This window comes from Amycolatopsis mediterranei, from assembly GCF_026017845.1.
GTDB classification, from domain to species: domain Bacteria; phylum Actinomycetota; class Actinomycetes; order Mycobacteriales; family Pseudonocardiaceae; genus Amycolatopsis; species Amycolatopsis mediterranei.
The window spans coordinates 4,525,962-4,542,998 of sequence record NZ_CP100416.1; the positions used below are offsets into that span (position 1 = coordinate 4,525,962).

General features: G+C 73.9%; 9 protein-coding genes. 3 read left to right on the top strand and 6 right to left on the bottom strand.

Going from position 1 to position 17,037, the window contains the following annotated elements; all coding sequences use genetic code 11:
• Positions 1–13: 13 nt before the first annotated feature.
• The 3 genes from ISP_RS20955 to ISP_RS20965 form a co-directional block, all read right to left on the bottom strand.
• Complete coding sequence (locus tag ISP_RS20955) at positions 14–8,554, bottom strand: non-ribosomal peptide synthetase (protein ID WP_013225812.1); 8,541 nt, start codon at positions 8,552–8,554, stop codon at positions 14–16.
• Entirely contained in the window at positions 8,551–12,384 is a 3,834-nt protein-coding gene (locus ISP_RS20960) for a non-ribosomal peptide synthetase (RefSeq protein WP_230468872.1), read from the bottom strand. The genes ISP_RS20955 and ISP_RS20960 overlap by 4 nt, the downstream gene beginning before the upstream one ends.
• Before the next feature lie 171 nt (positions 12,385–12,555).
• Positions 12,556–13,242, bottom strand: coding sequence for an SDR family oxidoreductase (locus ISP_RS20965; protein WP_013225814.1), 687 nt, complete (start codon positions 13,240–13,242; stop codon positions 12,556–12,558).
• 78 nt (positions 13,243–13,320) lie between these two features.
• On the opposite strand from ISP_RS20965, the gene ISP_RS20970 reads away from it, so the two are divergent.
• Positions 13,321–13,890, top strand: coding sequence for a TetR/AcrR family transcriptional regulator (locus tag ISP_RS20970; RefSeq protein ID WP_013225815.1), 570 nt, complete (start codon positions 13,321–13,323; stop codon positions 13,888–13,890).
• Between the two features lie 127 nt (positions 13,891–14,017).
• Positions 14,018–14,893, top strand: coding sequence for an expansin EXLX1 family cellulose-binding protein (locus ISP_RS20975; RefSeq protein ID WP_013225816.1), 876 nt, complete (start codon positions 14,018–14,020; stop codon positions 14,891–14,893).
• Here the strand turns inward: ISP_RS20975 and ISP_RS20980 are convergent.
• Both ISP_RS20980 and ISP_RS20985 read right to left on the bottom strand, forming a co-directional pair.
• Positions 14,856–15,134, bottom strand: coding sequence for a hypothetical protein (locus ISP_RS20980; RefSeq protein WP_013225817.1), 279 nt, complete (start codon positions 15,132–15,134; stop codon positions 14,856–14,858). The two genes, ISP_RS20975 and ISP_RS20980, sit on opposite strands and share 38 nt — an antisense overlap.
• Positions 15,135–15,307: 173 nt before the next feature.
• Positions 15,308–15,514, bottom strand: coding sequence for an RNA polymerase sigma factor (locus ISP_RS20985; protein WP_230468873.1), 207 nt, complete (start codon positions 15,512–15,514; stop codon positions 15,308–15,310).
• 191 nt (positions 15,515–15,705) lie between these two features.
• On the opposite strand from ISP_RS20985, the gene ISP_RS20990 reads away from it, so the two are divergent.
• Positions 15,706–16,491, top strand: coding sequence for an alpha/beta fold hydrolase (locus ISP_RS20990; RefSeq protein ID WP_013225819.1), 786 nt, complete (start codon positions 15,706–15,708; stop codon positions 16,489–16,491).
• A gap of 23 nt (positions 16,492–16,514) precedes the next feature.
• Here ISP_RS20990 and ISP_RS20995 read toward each other — a convergent pair whose 3' ends face one another.
• Complete coding sequence (locus tag ISP_RS20995) at positions 16,515–17,003, bottom strand: MarR family winged helix-turn-helix transcriptional regulator (protein ID WP_013225820.1); 489 nt, start codon at positions 17,001–17,003, stop codon at positions 16,515–16,517.
• Positions 17,004–17,037 lie beyond the last annotated feature (34 nt).

Sequence of the window (17,037 nt, forward strand, 5' to 3'; positions counted from 1 at the left end):
CCCTCTGTGGGGCTCACAGTCCGATGGCCGCGGCCACCGCGGTGACGTGCGGGGCGCGCACGATGCCGTAGTGGGTGGCGGGCAGTTCGTGCCAGTCGCTCGGTTCGGGGAGCAGGGCGCGCCAGCCGTCGCGGCCGGCCACCGGCAGGCCGGGCTCGGGTTCGGTGGCGAGCCAGACGTGGCTGGGCGTCGTGGTCAGCCGGGGCAGCTCGTGGCCGGTCATGCTGCGCAGATTGGCCCGGCACGCCCGGGCCAGCCGCCGCGCGTGCTCGCCCGCGGTGCCGCCGGAGGCGCCCAGCTCGCGCTCGAAGACCGTCTCCAGCTGCGCGTCGCTGTAGCCGGCGGCGCTCGCGCCGGGCGGCGGCGGGTCGATGAGGTGCAGCGCCCGCACCGGCTGCCCGGCCGCCTCGGCTTCGGCGGCCATCCCGGCCGCGACCCAGGCACCGAACGACCACCCGGCCAGCTGCCAGGTGCGGCCGGGGAACTGCGTGCGCACGGCCGCGTAGTACCGGCGGGCCCGGTCCGCGACCGGCCAGCCGGGCGGTTCCGGCCTGCCGAGCGCCGGGTCGGCGATCACGCAGACGCCGAGCCCGGGCGGGAGGGCCTCGACGAGCGGGCGGTAGGCGTGCACGTCCCCGCCGACGGGATGCACGAGGCAGACGGCTTGTTCGCCACTGCCTTCGCGCCAGACCTGCACGACCACTTCGCCGGTGTCGGCGGCTTCGGCGAGCTTCGCCAGCAACGCCGACATCGTGACCTCCGGGCCGAGCCAGGCGAGGTCGAGATCGACGCCGTACAGGCGTTTCACCGAGTCGACGACGTCCAGCAGGGTGAGGGAGTCGGCGCCGAGGTCGTAGAGCGGGACGTCCGGATCGAGTTCGGCGACGCCCAGGAGGGCGCGGACTTCCTCGGTCAGGTCCGCCGCGGCCGGTTTCACCGTCGGCGTGGCTTCGCGTTCGTGGAAGGCGCGGGCGGCGTCGAGGCCGGTCGTCGCGACCAGGAGGTGCGGAAGGCCCGTCGCCAGTGCGCGGGCGAAGGTGCGCCGGCCCTCCTCGTCGCTCAGGCCGACGGCCAGGTGGGCCTGGTGCCGGGTGTCGGTTTCCAGGGCCGTGACGGCCATGCCGCTGTCGCGCCAGACGTCCCAGCCGATGGCGAGCCGGGCGGTCGGGCCGTCGCGGTGGGCGAGCGCGTCGAGGAACCCGTTGGCGGCGGCGTAGTCGAGCTGGCCGGCGCCGCCGAACTGCGCGGACAGCGACGAGCAGTAGACGGCGAAGTCCGGCCGGTCGCGTTCGATGAGCCGTTCCACGAGCAGGGCGCCGGCGAGTTTGCCGGTCGGCGTGCTTGCGCCGCGGGTGGCGATCAGGCCGCCGGCCGGTGTCCCGGCCGCGTGCACGATCCCGGCGAGGGGACCGGGGATCTCGTCGGCGGTGACGGTGCTGAGGTCGGCGGCCAGCAGGTCGACGCGGTCCGCCCACGGTTTGAGCGCCTCAGGCAGGAAGGGGTGACGCGCGAGCAGGATGACGCGGCCGCTGGTGCGGGTCAGCAGCTCCTCGGCGACCGCCGTGCCGATGCCGCCGGTGCCGCCGAGGACGAGGTACGTGCCGTCGTGGAGCTCGACCTCGGTAGCTGCGACGGGCGCGCTGCCCTGCGTCCACCAGAAGCCGGCGCGCAGGGCGACGCGCTCCGGCGGGGTCGGTCCGGTGAGGAGGTCGGCGATTCGGTCCAGGTCGGGGCGTTCGAGGTCGACCCAGTGGCCGGGCAGGCCGCTTTCCTGCGGGCCGACGGCGGTGACCCCGGCGAGCAGCCCGGCCTCGGGGTGCGTGACGGGCGTGTTTGCGGGCACGGCCCCGGCGGAGACCCACCACGTCCTGAGTGGACGGTCGTGGGCGGCCCGTAGGAGAGCGGCGGGTGTGTCGAGGCAGGCCCAGCGCGCGCGGTCCAGTGACTCTTCGCCGACGGGTCCGGCGATGCCGAGGGGGAGGGTGTGCAGCCAGTCGATTCCCGTGTCGGGCAGGACGTCGAGGATTTGCCTGAGCTGGGCGGTGTCGGCCGGGTCGGCTTCGAAGGTGTCGGGGCTTGGGCGGGCGAAGCGGTCTGCGGCCTGGACCCGCACGACGCGTGGGTAGGCGGCGTCGAGGGCGGGGGCGGTGAGCGGGCCTTCGCCGCAGATGACGAGGACGCGATCGGTGGGGGCGGCGGTGGTCGCGCGGCGGAGGCGGACCCAGGTGGGCTGGTGCAGCCACGCGGTTTCGGGCCGTCGCGTGGTGGCGGGTTTGCGGGGGAAGTCGAAGTCGCGCGCGGCGAAGGCGGGCGGCGGGAAGTCCCATGGCGCGGGGCAGGGGGCCTGGCTCCAGCCGACGGGAGCGCCGACGGTCCAAGCGGCAGCCGCCTCGGCGGCCTCGCGCGGCGGCGAGGTGGGGGCATGGCGGGGCTGGGCTGGCGCGGATGCGGCGTTTGCCGGGGAGAGTGGCGCGCTGGGCGCCTTTTGGGGTTCGGTTGGCGTGGAGGCGGCGTTTGCCCGGGCAAGCGCCGCGCTGGGCACCTCTTGGGGCTCGGCGGTGCGGAGCCACTCGACCGCCGCGGCTGCGTCCTCGCAGGCCGCCGCCATGCGCCAGCGCTCTTCCGGGCGGCCGGTCTGCAGGTGGCGGAGCACGTCCACATAGGACTCCGGATGTGCGGCCAGGTAGTCCGCCACCCGAGCCGCCGCCAGGCGCAGTGCGGCTGCGCTGCGCGCCGAAAGCACCAAGCACCGCACCGGATCCGGGCGCGGGGGCGGCACCGGGCGGACCGACTCCAGCACCACGTGCGCGTTCGTCCCGCCGATGCCGAAGCTGCTCACCCCCGCCACCCGCGGGCCCGCCGGCCACGGCTCCGCCCGGGTCGGCACGCGGAACGGCCCCAGGTCCACCGCCGGGTTCGGCGCGCGGAAGTCGACCGTGGGCGGCAGCACGCCGTGGTGCACCGCCAGGGCCGCGCGGATGAAGCTCACCACGCCCGCCGCCGCGCCCAGGTGCCCGAGCTGGCTCTTCACCGAGGACAACGCACACCCCGTCGCATCGGGCATCGCCTCGCGCAGGGCCGCCACCTCGATCGGGTCGCCGAGGCGGGTCCCGGTCCCGTGCGCCTCCACGTAGCCGACGTCCGCGCCCGGGCGGCCGGCCCGCCGGAGCGCGGCCTGGATCGCCGCGCGTTGCCCGGCCGGGGACGGTGCGCTGTAGCCCTGCTTCACCGCGCCGTCGTTGGTCAGGGCGGAGCCCGTGAGCACCGCATACACCGTGTCGCCGGCACGACGGGCCGCCGAAAGCGGCTTCAGCACCACCACGCCGACGCCGCTGCCGCCCACCGTGCCGTCCGCGTCGTCGCTGAACGGGCGGCAGTGCCCGTCCGCCGAGAAGATGTGCTGCGGCCGGTACCGGTACCCCGCGGCCAGGGTGACGTCGACGAGCACGCCGCCCGCCAGCATCACGTCCGCTTCGCCGCCTCGCAGCATCCCCGCCGCCTGGTGGACCGCGACCAGTGAACTCGAACACGCGGTCTGGGTCGTCAACGCGGGCCCGGTCAGGTCGAGGTGGTAGGCGACCTTCGTGGCGAGGAAGTCCTTCTCGTGGTGCAGGGCCAGCTGGAAGCCGTCGGGCAGCGCCGCCGGGTCGGCCTCGCGCAGCATCTGCTGGAAGTAGGTGTTCTCCCCACAGCCCGCGATCAGCCCGACGCCGGCACCCGAAGTGATCCCGGCGTGCGCCAAGGCCTCCACGCACGCCATCAGCAGCTGCCGCTGCTGCGGGTCCATCAGCGCCGCGTCGCGGTGACTGATCCCGAAGTGCTCCGGGTCGAACGCCAGCGGATCGGCCGGCAGGCTGCGCGCGCCGACCAGGCCGTCCGCCGCCGGGAACTCCTCGATGCCCCGGCGACCCGAGACGACCAGTTCCCAGAACGCGGCCAGGTCCCGCGCGCCGGGCAGCCGCACCGCCATGCCGACGACCGCCACCGGCTCGTCGGCGGCATCCCGGCCCGCGGCCCGAGCCGGAGCCGGACCGCTCTCGAGGTGGCGCGTCAGGTCCCGGAGGGTGACGTGCTCGAAGAGGTCCGCCACGGTGAACCGGTAGCCGGCTTCGGCGCAGCGCAGGTGGAACCGCATCAGCGCCAGCGAGCCGGCGCCGGCGGCGAAGAACGTCTCGTCGGGACCGATCGGCGCACCGGTCACCTCTTCGAACAGCGCCGCCAGCTCGCTCGACGGCCGGTCGGCCGTCCGGTGGAGATCCGTCCCCGGCACGCGGACAGCCGCGTCCCGGTCGAGCTTCCCGCTCGGCGTGCGCGGCAGGGCGTCGACGACGCGGAAGCGGTCCACCCGCGCGTGCGGCGGCAGCAGCGGCACCAGGAAATCGGCCAGCTCCGACGCGGAAGGCGTCCGGCGGCACTCCAGGAACGCCGTCAGCCGGCCGTCCTCGGCCGCGACCACCGCGTTGACGACGTCCGGATGCCGCAGCAGCGCCGCCTCGACCTGCCCGAGTTCGAGGCGGTGGCCGCTGAGCTTGACCTGCCGGTCGGCGCGGCCGTCGAAGTGCAGCAGCCCGGCGCGGTCGAAGTGGGCGAGGTCGCCGCTGCGGTAGTACAGCTCCGGCAGCTCGGCGAACTTCTCCGGAGCCGCTTCGCCGAGGTAACAGCGGTTCGCCGCGAGACCGCCGATGAGCAGCTCGCCGACCTGTCCCGGCGGCAGCGGCGCGCCCGCGGCGTCGGCGACCCGCAGGACCGCGTTCGCCACCGGACGCCCGATGGCGGGCCGGTCCGGCCACGCCGCGGGGTCGCCGTCGAGGGTCAGGGCGCTGACGACGTGGGTTTCGGTCGGGCCGTAGTGGTTGTGCAGGCGCGCGCCGGGCAGCCCGGCGAACCAGCGGCGGATCGCCGGCGTGCACACCAGCTGCTCGCCGGCGGTGATCACGTCCCGCAGCCGCGCCGGGTACCGCCCGAGCCGGACGCCGTGCTCGGCGAGCAGCTGCAACGCCACGTACGGCAGGAAGATCCGTTCGATCCCGGCGGTGTCCAGCTGCGCCAGCAGCGCCGGGACGTCGTGCCGCCATTCCGGGCGGATCAGGTGCAGCGCCCCGCCGCCGCAGAGCGTCGTGAAGATCTCCTGGAACGACACGTCGAACGAAAGCATCGAGAACTGCTGCGTCGCCGCGGGCGGCGCGTCCTGCCACTGCAGCAGGTTGGCCAGCGTGCGGTCCGGGACGCGCACGCCCTTGGGCACGCCGGTCGAGCCCGAGGTGAACAGCGTGTAGAGCGGCCGTCCGGCGTGCCGGGCCGGGACGTGGGGCACCGGCCCGCCGGTGAGCGTGACGAACCGCCGCTCGACATCGGTCTCGAACGTTTCCCCGGGGGCGAGCAGGACGCAGCGCGGCCGGACCCGGTCGAGCATGGCGCGCAGCAGTTCCGGCGGGTACGCGGGGTCCAGCGGCACGGCGGTGATATTCAGCCGGGCCAGGGCGAGGAGCGCGACGACGTGCTCGGCCGACGGCTTGAAGTACAGCGCGATGTCGGTGGCGTCCGCGGGCAGGGTGGCGGCGAGCCGGGCCGCGTGCGCGTCCAGTTCGGCGTACGTCAGCGTCGTGCCGCCGGTCAACGCCGGGGTGTCGGGGGTCCGCGCGACCTGCCGCGCGAAGCCTTCGGCCACGGTTTCCCACGTCAGCCCCGTGTCCGCACCACGGCCGTGGTCATGGCGGTCGGGCGTCCGGGCGTCGCCGTGCAGGGCGCGGTCGAAGACTTCGCCGAGGGCCGTCGCCTCGGCTTCGGTGAAGTGGCCATCGCCGTACTCCCACAGGCAGTCGAAGCCGTCGGGGCGTTCCACGACCGACAGCGTGAGCGCGCACTTGGCCTCGGCCGCTTCGATCCACTGTGGACTGACCGAGCAGCCGGGCAGCCGCAGCGCCGCGAAGTCGGTGTTCTCCAGGACGAACAGGTAGTCGAAGGCCGCGTACCCCGGATCGAGGTCGGCGAACGCGATGTCCTGGCCGTCCAGGGCCGCACCGGACGCTTCGCCGAGCCGGCGGAGCTGGGTGTCCAGGTCTTCTTCCGGGTCCACGGTCAGCGGCAGCCGGACGGTGTTGGCGAACATCCCGACGCTGTCTTCGAACTCGCGCACCGGCCGGTTCGCGACCGGGGCGGCGATCCGGGGCCGGGTCCGCCCGGTCACCGCGTAGAGGCTCCACGCGAACACGCCCAGCAGGAGCTGGAACCGGGTCAGGCCCAGCTCGCCGGCCCACTCGTCGACGCGCTCGCGGTCGATGCGGGTCGTGTGCAGCCGTCCGGCCAGGGACGCTTCACCGAGGGGCTCGGCGTCGTCGAAGCGGTCGGTCAGCTGGGCGCGGTAGCCGGGGGAGGCGAACCAGCGGGCCTGCCAGGCGGCGAAGTCGAGTGGCGTGTGCGCGCTCCGCGGTGAGGCGCCGGAAAGCTCCCGGAACAGGATGTTGAGCGACCAGCCGTCGACCGCGATGTGGTGCAGGCACAGCAGGAACGTGCCGTCGGGACGCCAGGCCGCACGCAGCAGCCGGCCCGACGCGAAGTCGAACGGCGCGGTGAAGAAGTCCTCGCCGGGCTCGGTCCACGGGTCGTACGCCGGTTTCGTCACCTGCCGCAGGCCGTCGGGGGTGGCCTCGAACGCGGTGCGCAGCGCCGGGTGCCGCTCGACCAGGCCACGCACGTCCCGGCGCAGGGCGTCGACGTCTGCTTCGCCGGTGACGCGGAAGGCCAGCGGCACGTGGTACGCCGTGGAGGCCGGATTTCGTTGCTGCAGAAGCCAAAGCCGCTGCTGCTCACTGGTGGCGGGTGCGGTGGCCGCGGTGGTCGGTGCGCCGGGCTCCGGGTAGGCCGCGCGGCCGGCGCCCGAGATCGCCGCGGCGAGATCGGCGAACGTCCCGCGCTGCACGACCGACGGCGCCAGGTCCGCGCCCCAGCGTTCCCGGATCGCGAACCGCAGCCGCAACGCCTTGAGCGAGTCGCCCCCGGACCGCAGCCACCGGTCGCCGGGACGGAGGTCCGGGACGTCGAGGGTCTCCGTGACGACGTCCAAGACCTCGCGCTCCCACGCCGTCGCGTCGCCGCCGGACTCCGGCCGCCAGGACGAGAACCCGCCCGCCAGGAGCGCGGCTTCGTCGATCTTCCCGTTCGCGTTGCGGGGCAGCTCGCCGACGCGGAACACGTGGTGCGGCCGCATGTAGGCCGGCACGGTCTCGCTCAGGTGCGCTTCGAAGGCGTCGTAGGAGAGCTCGCCGGCCACGACGAAGGCGAGCAGCTCGGCCGTGGCCGCGCGGCGCACGGCGACGTGGACCTGCCGGATCTCCGGGTGGGCCAGGAGCCGCTGCTCCAGTTCGCCCGGCTCGATCCGGAACCCGCGGACCTTCACCTGCCGGTCGGTGCGCCCGACGTAGGCGTACCGGCCGCCCGGCAGCACCCGGACCAGGTCGCCGGTGCGGTAGAACCGGGCGCGGCCGTCGTCGAACCACGGCAGCCGGACGAACCGCCGCGCGGTCTCCGCGGGCAGGCCGCGGTAACCGAGCGCGACGCCGGCTCCGGAGAGGTACAGCTCGGCGACCTCGCCTTCGGCGGCCACGCGCTCGTCCGGCGTCACCGCGACCGCGCCGGTGCCCGGCAGCGGACGGCCGATCGGCACGACGTCGCCGTCGAACCCGCGCGGGATCGCGTAGCTGAGCGCGAACGTCGTGGTCTCGGTCGGGCCGTAGCCGTTCTGCAGCCGCGTCGGGGCGTCCGGGTTGGCCCGGTACCAGCGGCGGATCAGCGGGGCGTTGAGCTGCTCGCCGCCGATGACGACGCGGCGCACGGTGGCGAAGCTGCCCGGCACGGTCTCGGCGACCGCGTTGAACAGCGTCGCGGTCACGAACATCGTGTCGATGTGCTCGCGGACCAGCGCGTCGGCGAAGGACTGCGGGTCGCGGACGGTTTCGTCGTCGAGCACGACGCACGTGCCGCCGGTCAGCAGCGGCACCCAGACCTCGAAGCTGAGCGCGTCGAACGCCGGGTTGGCCAGGCAGGCGAACCGCGTGCCGATGTCGAGCCAGCCGGGTTCGGCCAGCCGCAGGATCCCGGCGTCGCGGACCTCGACGCCCTTGGGCCGCCCGGTCGTGCCGGAGGTGGCGAAGAGGAACGACGCCGGTGCGGGCTCGGCGGGCGTGCCCGCTTCGGCGGGTTCGGCCAGGAGTTCGGCCGGCGTGACGCCGGGCAGCTCGTCGCTGACGACGGTGGCCGCGCGCGCGTCGGCGAGGATGGCGTCCCGGCGCGCGGGCGGGCTCTGCCGGTCCAGCGGGACGACCTGGCCGCCGAGGCGCAGCACGCCCAGCATGACCTGGATCAGCTCCGCCGACCGCGGCAACGCGACGGCGACCGCGTCACCCGGGCGGATTCCCCGGTGGGCCAGGGCTTCCGCGACGGCGGCGGCGCCCGCGTTCAGCTCGGCGTAGGTGAGCCGGCGGAGGCCGTCGGACACGGCGAGGGCGTCCGGGTGCCGCAGGGCCCGGTCGTGGACGCGGCGGGCGATCGACGTCATCGAGCCGCCAGCTCGGCCGAGATCAGCTTGGCGACCAGCGGCAGCGCGTCGCTTTCCAGCATGTCCCAGTGCCCGCAGTCCGCGGGGACCACCTCGAACTCGCCACGGGCGCGGCGGCGCCAGAACTCGGCGGTGCCGGGGATGGTGTCCTCGCCGACGGCCTGCACGAACACCACGCGCGCCGCCGTCTCGCCCGGATCGTGCTCGCGGGCGGTCAGCCGGTTGTGGTTGTACGTGCGGTGGTAGCGCTCGATCTGCGCATCCTCGATCCCGGGGTACATCCCGTTGAAGCGGACCAGTTTCTCGCGGAACTCGGCCGCGGGCACCGGCTCGATGGCCGCCTTCCCGGCGGGGTCGTCGGTGGCGGTGGTGTCGAGCAGGACGACGCTGACGCGCGGGTGGTGCTCCGCGAGCCGGCGACCCATTTCGTAGGCGACCAAACCGCCGTACGAAAGTCCACAGAGGACCAGCGTTTCCTCCGGCCGCGGGGCGACCAGCCGCAGGTACTCCTCGGCCATCGCCTCGACGCTCGGCAGCGGCGCTTCACCGGCGTTGAGCCCGGGAGACTGGATGCCCACGACACCGGCGTCCTCGGGCAGGGCCGCGCTGAGCGGCAGGTAGCAGAACGCCGTGCCGCCCGCCGGGTGCACGCAGACGACCCGGGCGCGCCCGGCGCCGCGGCGGAACTCGATCAGGCTGCCGCCCGCCGGTGGGCGGTCCGTGCGCAGCAGCGCGGCCTGCGCCTCGATGGTCGGGTGCAGGATGACGTCCCGGATCGGCAGCTCGCGGCCGAACTCCGCGCCGATCGCGTGGGCCAGCTTGATCGCCGAGATCGACGTGCCGCCGACGTCGAAAAAGCCGTCCGAGACGCCGATCGCGGGGTGCAGCAGCAGATCGCGCCAGATCCGCAGCAGGGCGAGTTCGACGTGGTCGCGCGGGGCCGCGGTGTTGACCGCTGCCGGTGCGCTCGCCCGGGCGCGGGCCAGGACGGCGTCGCGGTCGAGCTTGCCGCTGCGGCTCAGCGGCAGCCGGTCGAACTCGGCGAACACCGACGGGATCATGTAGTCCGGCAGCCGGTCCGCCAGCGCGGCCCGCCACTCGTGCGGAGTCCGCGGCTCGCCGGCGACGCCGGCGACGAGCCGCGGCTCGCCTTCGCGGTCCACCAGCACGGCGGCCTCCCGGACGCCGGGCACGGCCAGCAGTGCGGCCGTCACCTCGCCGGGCTCGATGCGGAACCCCCGCAGCTTGATCTGGTCGTCGCGGCGGCCGGCGTACTCGGCTTGGCCGTCCGGCAGCCATCGAGCGAGGTCACCGGTGCGGTACATCCTCTCGCCCGGAACGAACGGATCCGCCACGAACCGCTCGGCGGTCAGCCCCGGCCGGTGCAGGTACCCTCGGGCCAGGCAGTCGCCGGCCAGGAAGACCTCGCCCACCACACCCGGCGGCACCGGGCGCAGCCGCTCGTCGAGGAGGTACACCCGCGAGCCGGGCAGCGGCCGCCCGATCGGCGCCGGGCGGTCCCGTGGCTGCGGGTCGACGTGCGCGGTGGCGTAGAGGGTGGCTTCGGTCGGCCCGTAGCCGAAGCAGATCCGCAGCCCGGGCAGAGCGGCGGCGAACCGGGCGAGCGCGGCCTCCGGCAGTGGTTCGACGCCGGTCAGCAGCTGCCGCAACGCGAGCCCGTGCACGCGCGTGGGATCTTCGTCGACCCACCGGACGTAGGCGGGTGGCAGGAAGGCCTGCACCACTCGGTGTTCCCGCAGCCACGCCATCAAGGCCGCCGGATCGGGCCGGACGTCCTCGGGCGCGATGTGCAGTACAGCGCCCGTGGTCAGCGGCAGCAGTAGTTCGTGCACCGAGGCGTCGAAGCCGATGCTCGACCACGCCGACGTCGCCTCACCGGGGGTCGCCCCGAAGCGGTCCAGCCACTGGTCGAAGAGGGCGAGGACGCTGTGGTAGGTCACGGCGACGCCCTTCGGGCGCCCGGTCGACCCCGACGTGTAGATCACGTAAGCCGTGTCGCCGCGCTCGGTTGCGACCGGTCTCCGGGTCTCGTCGCCTTCGGCCTCGAGCTCGGGAACGTCGTGCCCGAGGACCAGCACGGGGCACGCGTCCTCGACCATCGCCGCCCGGCGGGCGGCCGGCTGGGCCGGATCGAGCGGGAGGTAGGCGGCGCCGGTCTTCAGCACGGCCAGCACGGCGGTGACCAGGTCCGCCGACCGTCCACTGAGGACACCCACCACCCGGCCCCGGCCGGCCCCGCGGGCGCGCAGGGCGTTCGCCAGCTTGGTGCTGCGGCGGTCGAGCTCGCCGTAGGTGCGGGTCCGGCCGTCGCAGACGAGCGCGGGCGCGTCCGGGGTCGTGTCGGCGTGGGCGGTGAACCGCTCGACGAGCCCGCCGGGACGTCGTCGCGGCCGCGGGCCGGTGCTCCAGGCGGTGAGGATCTCCCGGCGTTCGGCGGCGTCGAGGAGCTCGTAGCTCGCGATTTCGGCGTCCGGCCGGGTGGCCAGCTGGTCCAGCAACCGGACGAGGTACCGCGCGTACCGCTCGGCGGTCTCGTGGTCGAAGAGGGCGACGGCGTAGTCGAGGTGTCCGAGAACATCGCCGCCGTCGCCGTTCTCGCCGGCGAGGCCGAGGGCGAGGTCGAACTTCGCGGGGGCGTGCTCCACGTCGAGGGGTTCGACGGCCACGTCCGGCAGCTCCAGGAGGTCGTGCTGGGTCGGCACCCAGGCGAACATCGTCTGGAACAGCGGGGTGTGCGCCGGGCTGCGCGGCGGGTTCACCAGCTCGACGACCCGTTCGAACGGCAGCTCGGCGTGGTCGATCGCGCCCCGCAGGGCCGCGCGGACCTCCTTGAGCAGGGTGGCCCCGGTGCGGGCACCGGACAGGTCGGCGCGCACGGCCAGCGTGTTGACGAAGAACCCGAGCGTGTCGGGGTACTCGCCGCCGGCGCCGCGGCTGGCGGTGGGGACGCCGACAACGATGTCAGTTTGCCCGGAAAGCCGGGACAACAGAAGGTTCCAGCAGGTCAGGATGGTGGAGTAGAGCGTGACGCCGTGCTCGCGCGCCACCGCTGTCAGCCGGGCGGTGAGGTCCGGTCCGAGGGCCACGGGCACCCGCGCGCCGCGGAAGTCCTGCCGGGCCGGGCGCGGCCGGTCGGCGGGCAGCTCCAGCACCGGCGGCACCCCGTCGAGCCGCTCCTGCCAGTAGGCCTCGTGCGGCGCCGGGCCGTCGCCGGCCAGCCAGTCCTGCTGCGCCAGGGCGTGGTCGCGGTAGGGCCGCGCGGGCGGCAGGTCCGGTTCCGTGCCGCTCAGCTGCGCGGCGTAGAGGACGCCGAGTTCCCGCAGCAGCAGGGTCCGGGACCAGCCGTCGAAGACGACGTGGTGCACGGTGATCAGCAGGACGTGCTGCTCGTCGTCCCGGAACTGTCGGTGCTCCCCGGTAGCGTGGAGATCGGGGGGCGGCGCCCCGGCCCCGGCCAGCAACCGCGCCCGGGCCAGCGGCGCCCGCGTCAGGTCGAACGGTTCGAACGGATCGCTCCGCCGCAGCTCGGCCGCTTCACCCGGCCCGGCGACCTCGGTGACGACCAACGGAAACCCGTGGCCGGCGGGCTCGACGACCTGCACCGGCCGGCCGTCTTCGACGACGATCCGGGTCCGCAGGGCTTCGTGGCGGTCGGCCAACGCGGCGAAGGCCCGGTGCAGTGCCTCGCGGTCCAGCGGTCCCCGCAGGGTGAAGGCCATGGTCTCGTTGTAGGCCGGTCCCGCGCCGTCCAGCTGGGAAACGGTCCAAAGGCGCTGCTGACCGGACGACAGCGGGGCGGACACTCGCATCGCGAACGGGCCTTTCCGGGCGGGGCGGGCGAACCGGTACTGCTTTGTGCCGTCGCAGCCGAGTGGGGGAAACGCTCTCTGCCTGTCGCGCCAGTTAACACCACACCATCGGGTGATGACGAGGGGTAACCGAAGTTTGCCCGGAAGTCCCTGTCTGCTGCCCGCTCCGGATCACCGGGTGAGGAAACCGCCGTCGATGAACAGGTCGTGGCCGTTGATCCCGCCGTTGCGGAGCAGGAACCCGGTCGCGTCGGCGATCTCGGCCATGGTGACCAGCCGCCCGATCGGGGTGCGCTCGACCTGTGCCCCGAGGTCGGCGTCGCGCCAGCGGGGACTGTCGCCGACCAGGCCCGGGTGCAGGGCGTTGACCCGGTGCGGCGCGATCTCGATGGCGAGCGTCTTCACCAGGCCGGTGACGGCGCTGTTGACGGTGGTGACGACCGTGGAGCCCGGGTAGGGCCGTTCCTTGGCCAGGCCGCCGAAGAGGACGACCGACGCATCGGGCGTGAAGCGCTCTCGCAGCACTCTGACGGCTTCGGCGTAACCGACCAGCTTCGTCGTCACCGCGGTGATCGCCTCGGCGATGTCGAAGTTCCGCAAGGTGTTCGGGCGCTGGTGGCTGGCCGTGACGACCAGGTGGTCGAGGGCCGGCGCGCCGGCGCCCGAAGCGGCGATGGTCTCCGGCCGGGAGAGGTCCAGACCGAGGCCGGTCGCGGTCGGCGCGATTTCCTTCGCGACCGCCTCGGCCCGAGCGGCGTCGCGGCCGGCGATCACCACGGTGCCGCCCTGGTCCGCGTGCCGCTGGGCGATGAAGCGGCCGAGTCCGTCGGTGCCGCCGATGATCATCATGGTGCTCATGAGCTCTCTCCGTTCTCTTGACCAGTTGGTCATTAAGCAGCATAAGCGGCTTGCTGACCACTTGGTAAATTGGGGGACATGACCCGACGCCCCCATCGGCGCGACCCGGAAGGCCACCGCCAGGCCATCCTGGACGCGGCCCGCGCCTCCTTCGGCGAACGCGGGTTCGCCCGCGCGACGGTGCGGGACATCGCGGCCCGCGCCGGCGTCACGCACGGCCTGGTCCTGCGGCAGTTCGGGTCGAAGGAGCAGCTGTTCCTCGCCGCCGTCCCGGGCCACCGGGAGCTCGACGAGGTGATCGCCGGCGACCTGGAGACGCTGCCCGAGCGCGTTGCGCGCGGCTACGTGGAGCGGATGGAGGCCAACGCCGCGGTCGACCCCCTCGTGGTCTTGCTGCGCAGCATCGCCTCCGACCAGCAGGCGGCGACGAAGCTGTACAGCGCGATGGAGGCGAGCAGCATCCGGGCCTACCGCGAAGTCCTCGACGGCGAGGATGTCGCCGCCCGCGTCTCGATGCTCGGTGCGCAGCTCATCGGCGTGACGGTCAACCGGTACATCGCCCGCACCGGGCCGCTCGCAGAACTGCCGGTGCCGGCGCTGATCGACCACTTGTCCCGCACCCTGCGCCACATCCTCTTCGCCGCCTGAGGTCGACGTGGCCGGCTTTGCGTCACCATTGTGTTAACGCTCACATTGTCCGGCACACCGTCGTTGACCCGCCCCCGGGTGCTGTCTACTGTGGACCAGCGATCCGGCCCACGGTCCAGGAGGTGCGGTGCCCAAACGCGCGGTGATCGTGTCACTGGTGGCGCTGCTCGTGGTGGCGACGGCCGTCGTCGTCCTGGTCGTGACCCGGGCGGCCGGCCCGGCCCCCGCCGAAGCGGCGAACCGAGCGGACGCCGCTCCGGTGATCGGCACCGCCGTCACCACCCCGCCCGTGAGCACGTCGCCGCCTTCGCCCTCGGCCACGACGACCACCCCCGCGTCCTCCAGCGTCACGGCGCCGACGTCCGCGGCCGGGTCGGCCGACGCGCCGCTCGCCGGGCGGATCAAGCCCGGGGCGAGCCACTCCGGCGTGGCCACCTTCTACGACACGGACGGCACCGGCGCGTGCGGGTACGACGCGAGCCCGGATCCGTTGAACGCGGCGATGAACGTCGCCGACTTCGAAGGCTCCCAGGCGTGCGGGGCCTACGTCGAAGTCCACGCGGCCGGGGGCGCGAGCGTGACGGTGCGGATCACCAACCTGTGCCCGGCGCCGTGCCGGGTCGGGCAGCTGGACCTGAACCCGAAGGCGTTCGACCGCCTCGGGGCGCGGGTCCGCGGGGAAATCCCGGTCACCTGGAAACTGGTGAGCCAGCCGTCGGCGAAGCAGATTTCGCTTCGCTACAAAGAAGGATCGTCCCAGTACTGGTGCGGAATCCAGGTGCTCGACCACCGCAATCCGGTGGCCCGGCTGGAAGTCCGCGCCGGCAGCAGCTGGAAACGGCTCCAGCGCACCGATTACAACTACTTCCTGTCGGAAAACGGCGCCGGGTGCGGCGGGGCCGTCGCGGTCACCGACATCTACGGCGAGCGGCTGGTCATCGACGCGCTGCCGGTCAAGGCCGGCGTCAGCCAGCCGGCGAACCGGCAGTTCGCCCAGCACTGAGCACCGGGAAGAACAGCCGCAGGCGCTCGACCCGCCCCTCGGGGTGGGACATCAGCCAGACCACCGCCGGCGGGCAGTGGTGCGGGTCGTGCGGTGGGCTGATCAGCTCCATTTCCCACACCGTGGTGTCGCGGCTGGTGACCGCGTGGACGAACTTCTGGCGCACGCCCCGGCGCAGGTCCAGGTCCATCCCCTGCACCGCCATCGCCACGCCACCGCGGTAGCCCTGGCCGCTGGTCATGTGCAGGCCGGGGGACCAGCGGTCGGCGACGACCGCGGCGAATGCACCCCGGCGGGCGGCCGCCAGCGTGTCGCCGGCCTCCCGCGCGCTGGCCGCGTTGCGCGCGGCCGCGTCGTCGTAGGCCTCGTCCGCCGTGGCCGGCAGGGCTTCGGCCAGCTTCGCCCGCGCCTGGTTCAGGCGGCTGCGGACCGCAGGGTGCCGATCCGGCGCAAGGCGATCAGGACGGCGTCCTGCACGGCGTCTTCGGCGTCCGGCCCGTAGCCGAGGATGCTCAGCGCCACCGCACGCATGCCGGCCTGGTGCCGGGCGAGCAGCATACCCAGCGCGCTCGCGCTCCCGGCCTGTGCGCTGCGCGCCAGCTCGATCTCGAGGGGGCTCACGCAGTCGATCTTCCCACCCGGAGCGAGCTGTGACGCACGCCATGCCCGGCCGGTCGAACTTCCCGTCGGCGACCCCATCGTGCCGGTGTCCCACCCCACGGATTTCGGAGAAACCACATGGACATCGGCACCCACACCGTCGAGCTCGACGGCGTCCGCCAGCGTTACCACGTGCACGGCCACGGTCCCGTGTGCGTCGTGCTCCCCGGCGGGGACTGGGCCTCCTCCGGCTGCCGGCGCTCGAACCGCACCTGACCACGGTCTACGTCGAGCCGATCGGCACCGGTGGCTCCGGGCGGCCGGCGTCCCACCCGCACGGCTACCCCCGCGAACGCCACGCCCGCGCCCTGCTCGCGCTGCTCGACCACCTCGGCGTCGCCGCGCCGTACCTCCTCGGCCATTCGCACGGCGGGTTCGTCGCGCAGTACTTCGCGCTGCACCACGCGGACCGCGTCGCCGGCGTGGTGCTGTACGGGAGCGCCCCGGTCACCGGACCGGAACACGGCGCCGAAGCCCAGCGCAACGTCGCGGAGTTCGCCCGCCGCAACGCCGATCGGCCCGAGCTGCCCGAGGTGCTGGCCGCTTTGCAGGCGACCGCGTCGATTTCGGACGACGACGAGATGAACGCCGCCCTGCGTGGGCTGCTGCCGGCGTACTTCGCCGACTACTGGGGCCGCGAGGCGGAATTCGCGCCGCTGCGGGCGACCACCCGCGGCACGCACATCTCCGGGCTGGCCGCCGACCTCGTGCCGGACACCATCGACGACCGGGCCGCGCTCGGCGCGCTGACCGTGCCGGCCTTGGTGATCGGCGGCCGGTACGACGTGATCTGCGGTCCCCGCTGGGCGCGCGAGCTGCACGAGCTCATCCCCGGTGCGCGCCTGGTCGTGCTGGAGCACAGCGGTCACTTCGGGCACCTCGAGGAGCCGGAGCTGTTCGCGGAGTCCGTTGTGGACTTCGTCGGCGGCTGCGGCTGAGGCGGGCCGGGGACCGCCGGCCGTCAGTCCTCTTCGCCGATCGCCGACAGGAAGGCCGCGAGGTCGTCGGTGAACCGGAGGAGCAGGTCGTAGAAGGTGCGGCGGTCCTCCGGCGCCCAGCCGGCCAACGCGTCGCCGAACCAGCCGAGCAGCGTGGAGACGTAGCGGTCGGCGATCTCGGCGCCGTCGGGGGTCAGCTCGACCAGCCGGGCGCGCCGGTCGTCGGGGTCGGCCAGGCCGCGCACGAGCCGCCGTCGTTCGAGCACGTGCAGGTGCCGCGTGACGTGCGGCCCGGCGACCTGCATCCGGTCGGCGATCTCCCCGACGCGCATCGCCTTCCCGGTCAGGTGCAGGGCGAGGATGATCGAGAGCCCGGGCCGGTCGAGGTCGGCCCCGATCCGCTTCATCGCCCGCTCGCCGAGGCCGCTGCGGTTCATCAGGGTGCCCAGCTGCAGGATCCGGGGCAGCACGGCGCGCAGGTCGGACCCGTCGCCCGCTTCTGTGGCGGCCATCACACCTCTTAGATAGCTAACTTAGGTATATAGT

Excerpts from the sequence above, each read along its gene's own strand:
- ISP_RS20995 (WP_013225820.1), bottom strand. The coding sequence starts at position 17,003 with ATGGCCGCCACAGAAGCGGGCGACGGGTCCGACCTGCGCGCCGTGCTG.
- ISP_RS20955 (WP_013225812.1), bottom strand. The coding sequence starts at position 8,554 with ATGACGTCGATCGCCCGCCGCGTCCACGACCGGGCCCTGCGGCACCCG.
- ISP_RS20980 (WP_013225817.1), bottom strand. The coding sequence starts at position 15,134 with ATGACCAGCGGCCAGGGCTACCGCGGTGGCGTGGCGATGGCGGTGCAG.
- ISP_RS20965 (WP_013225814.1), bottom strand. The coding sequence starts at position 13,242 with ATGAGCACCATGATGATCATCGGCGGCACCGACGGACTCGGCCGCTTC.
- ISP_RS20960 (WP_230468872.1), bottom strand. The coding sequence starts at position 12,384 with ATGCGAGTGTCCGCCCCGCTGTCGTCCGGTCAGCAGCGCCTTTGGACC.
- ISP_RS20970 (WP_013225815.1), top strand. The coding sequence starts at position 13,321 with ATGACCCGACGCCCCCATCGGCGCGACCCGGAAGGCCACCGCCAGGCC.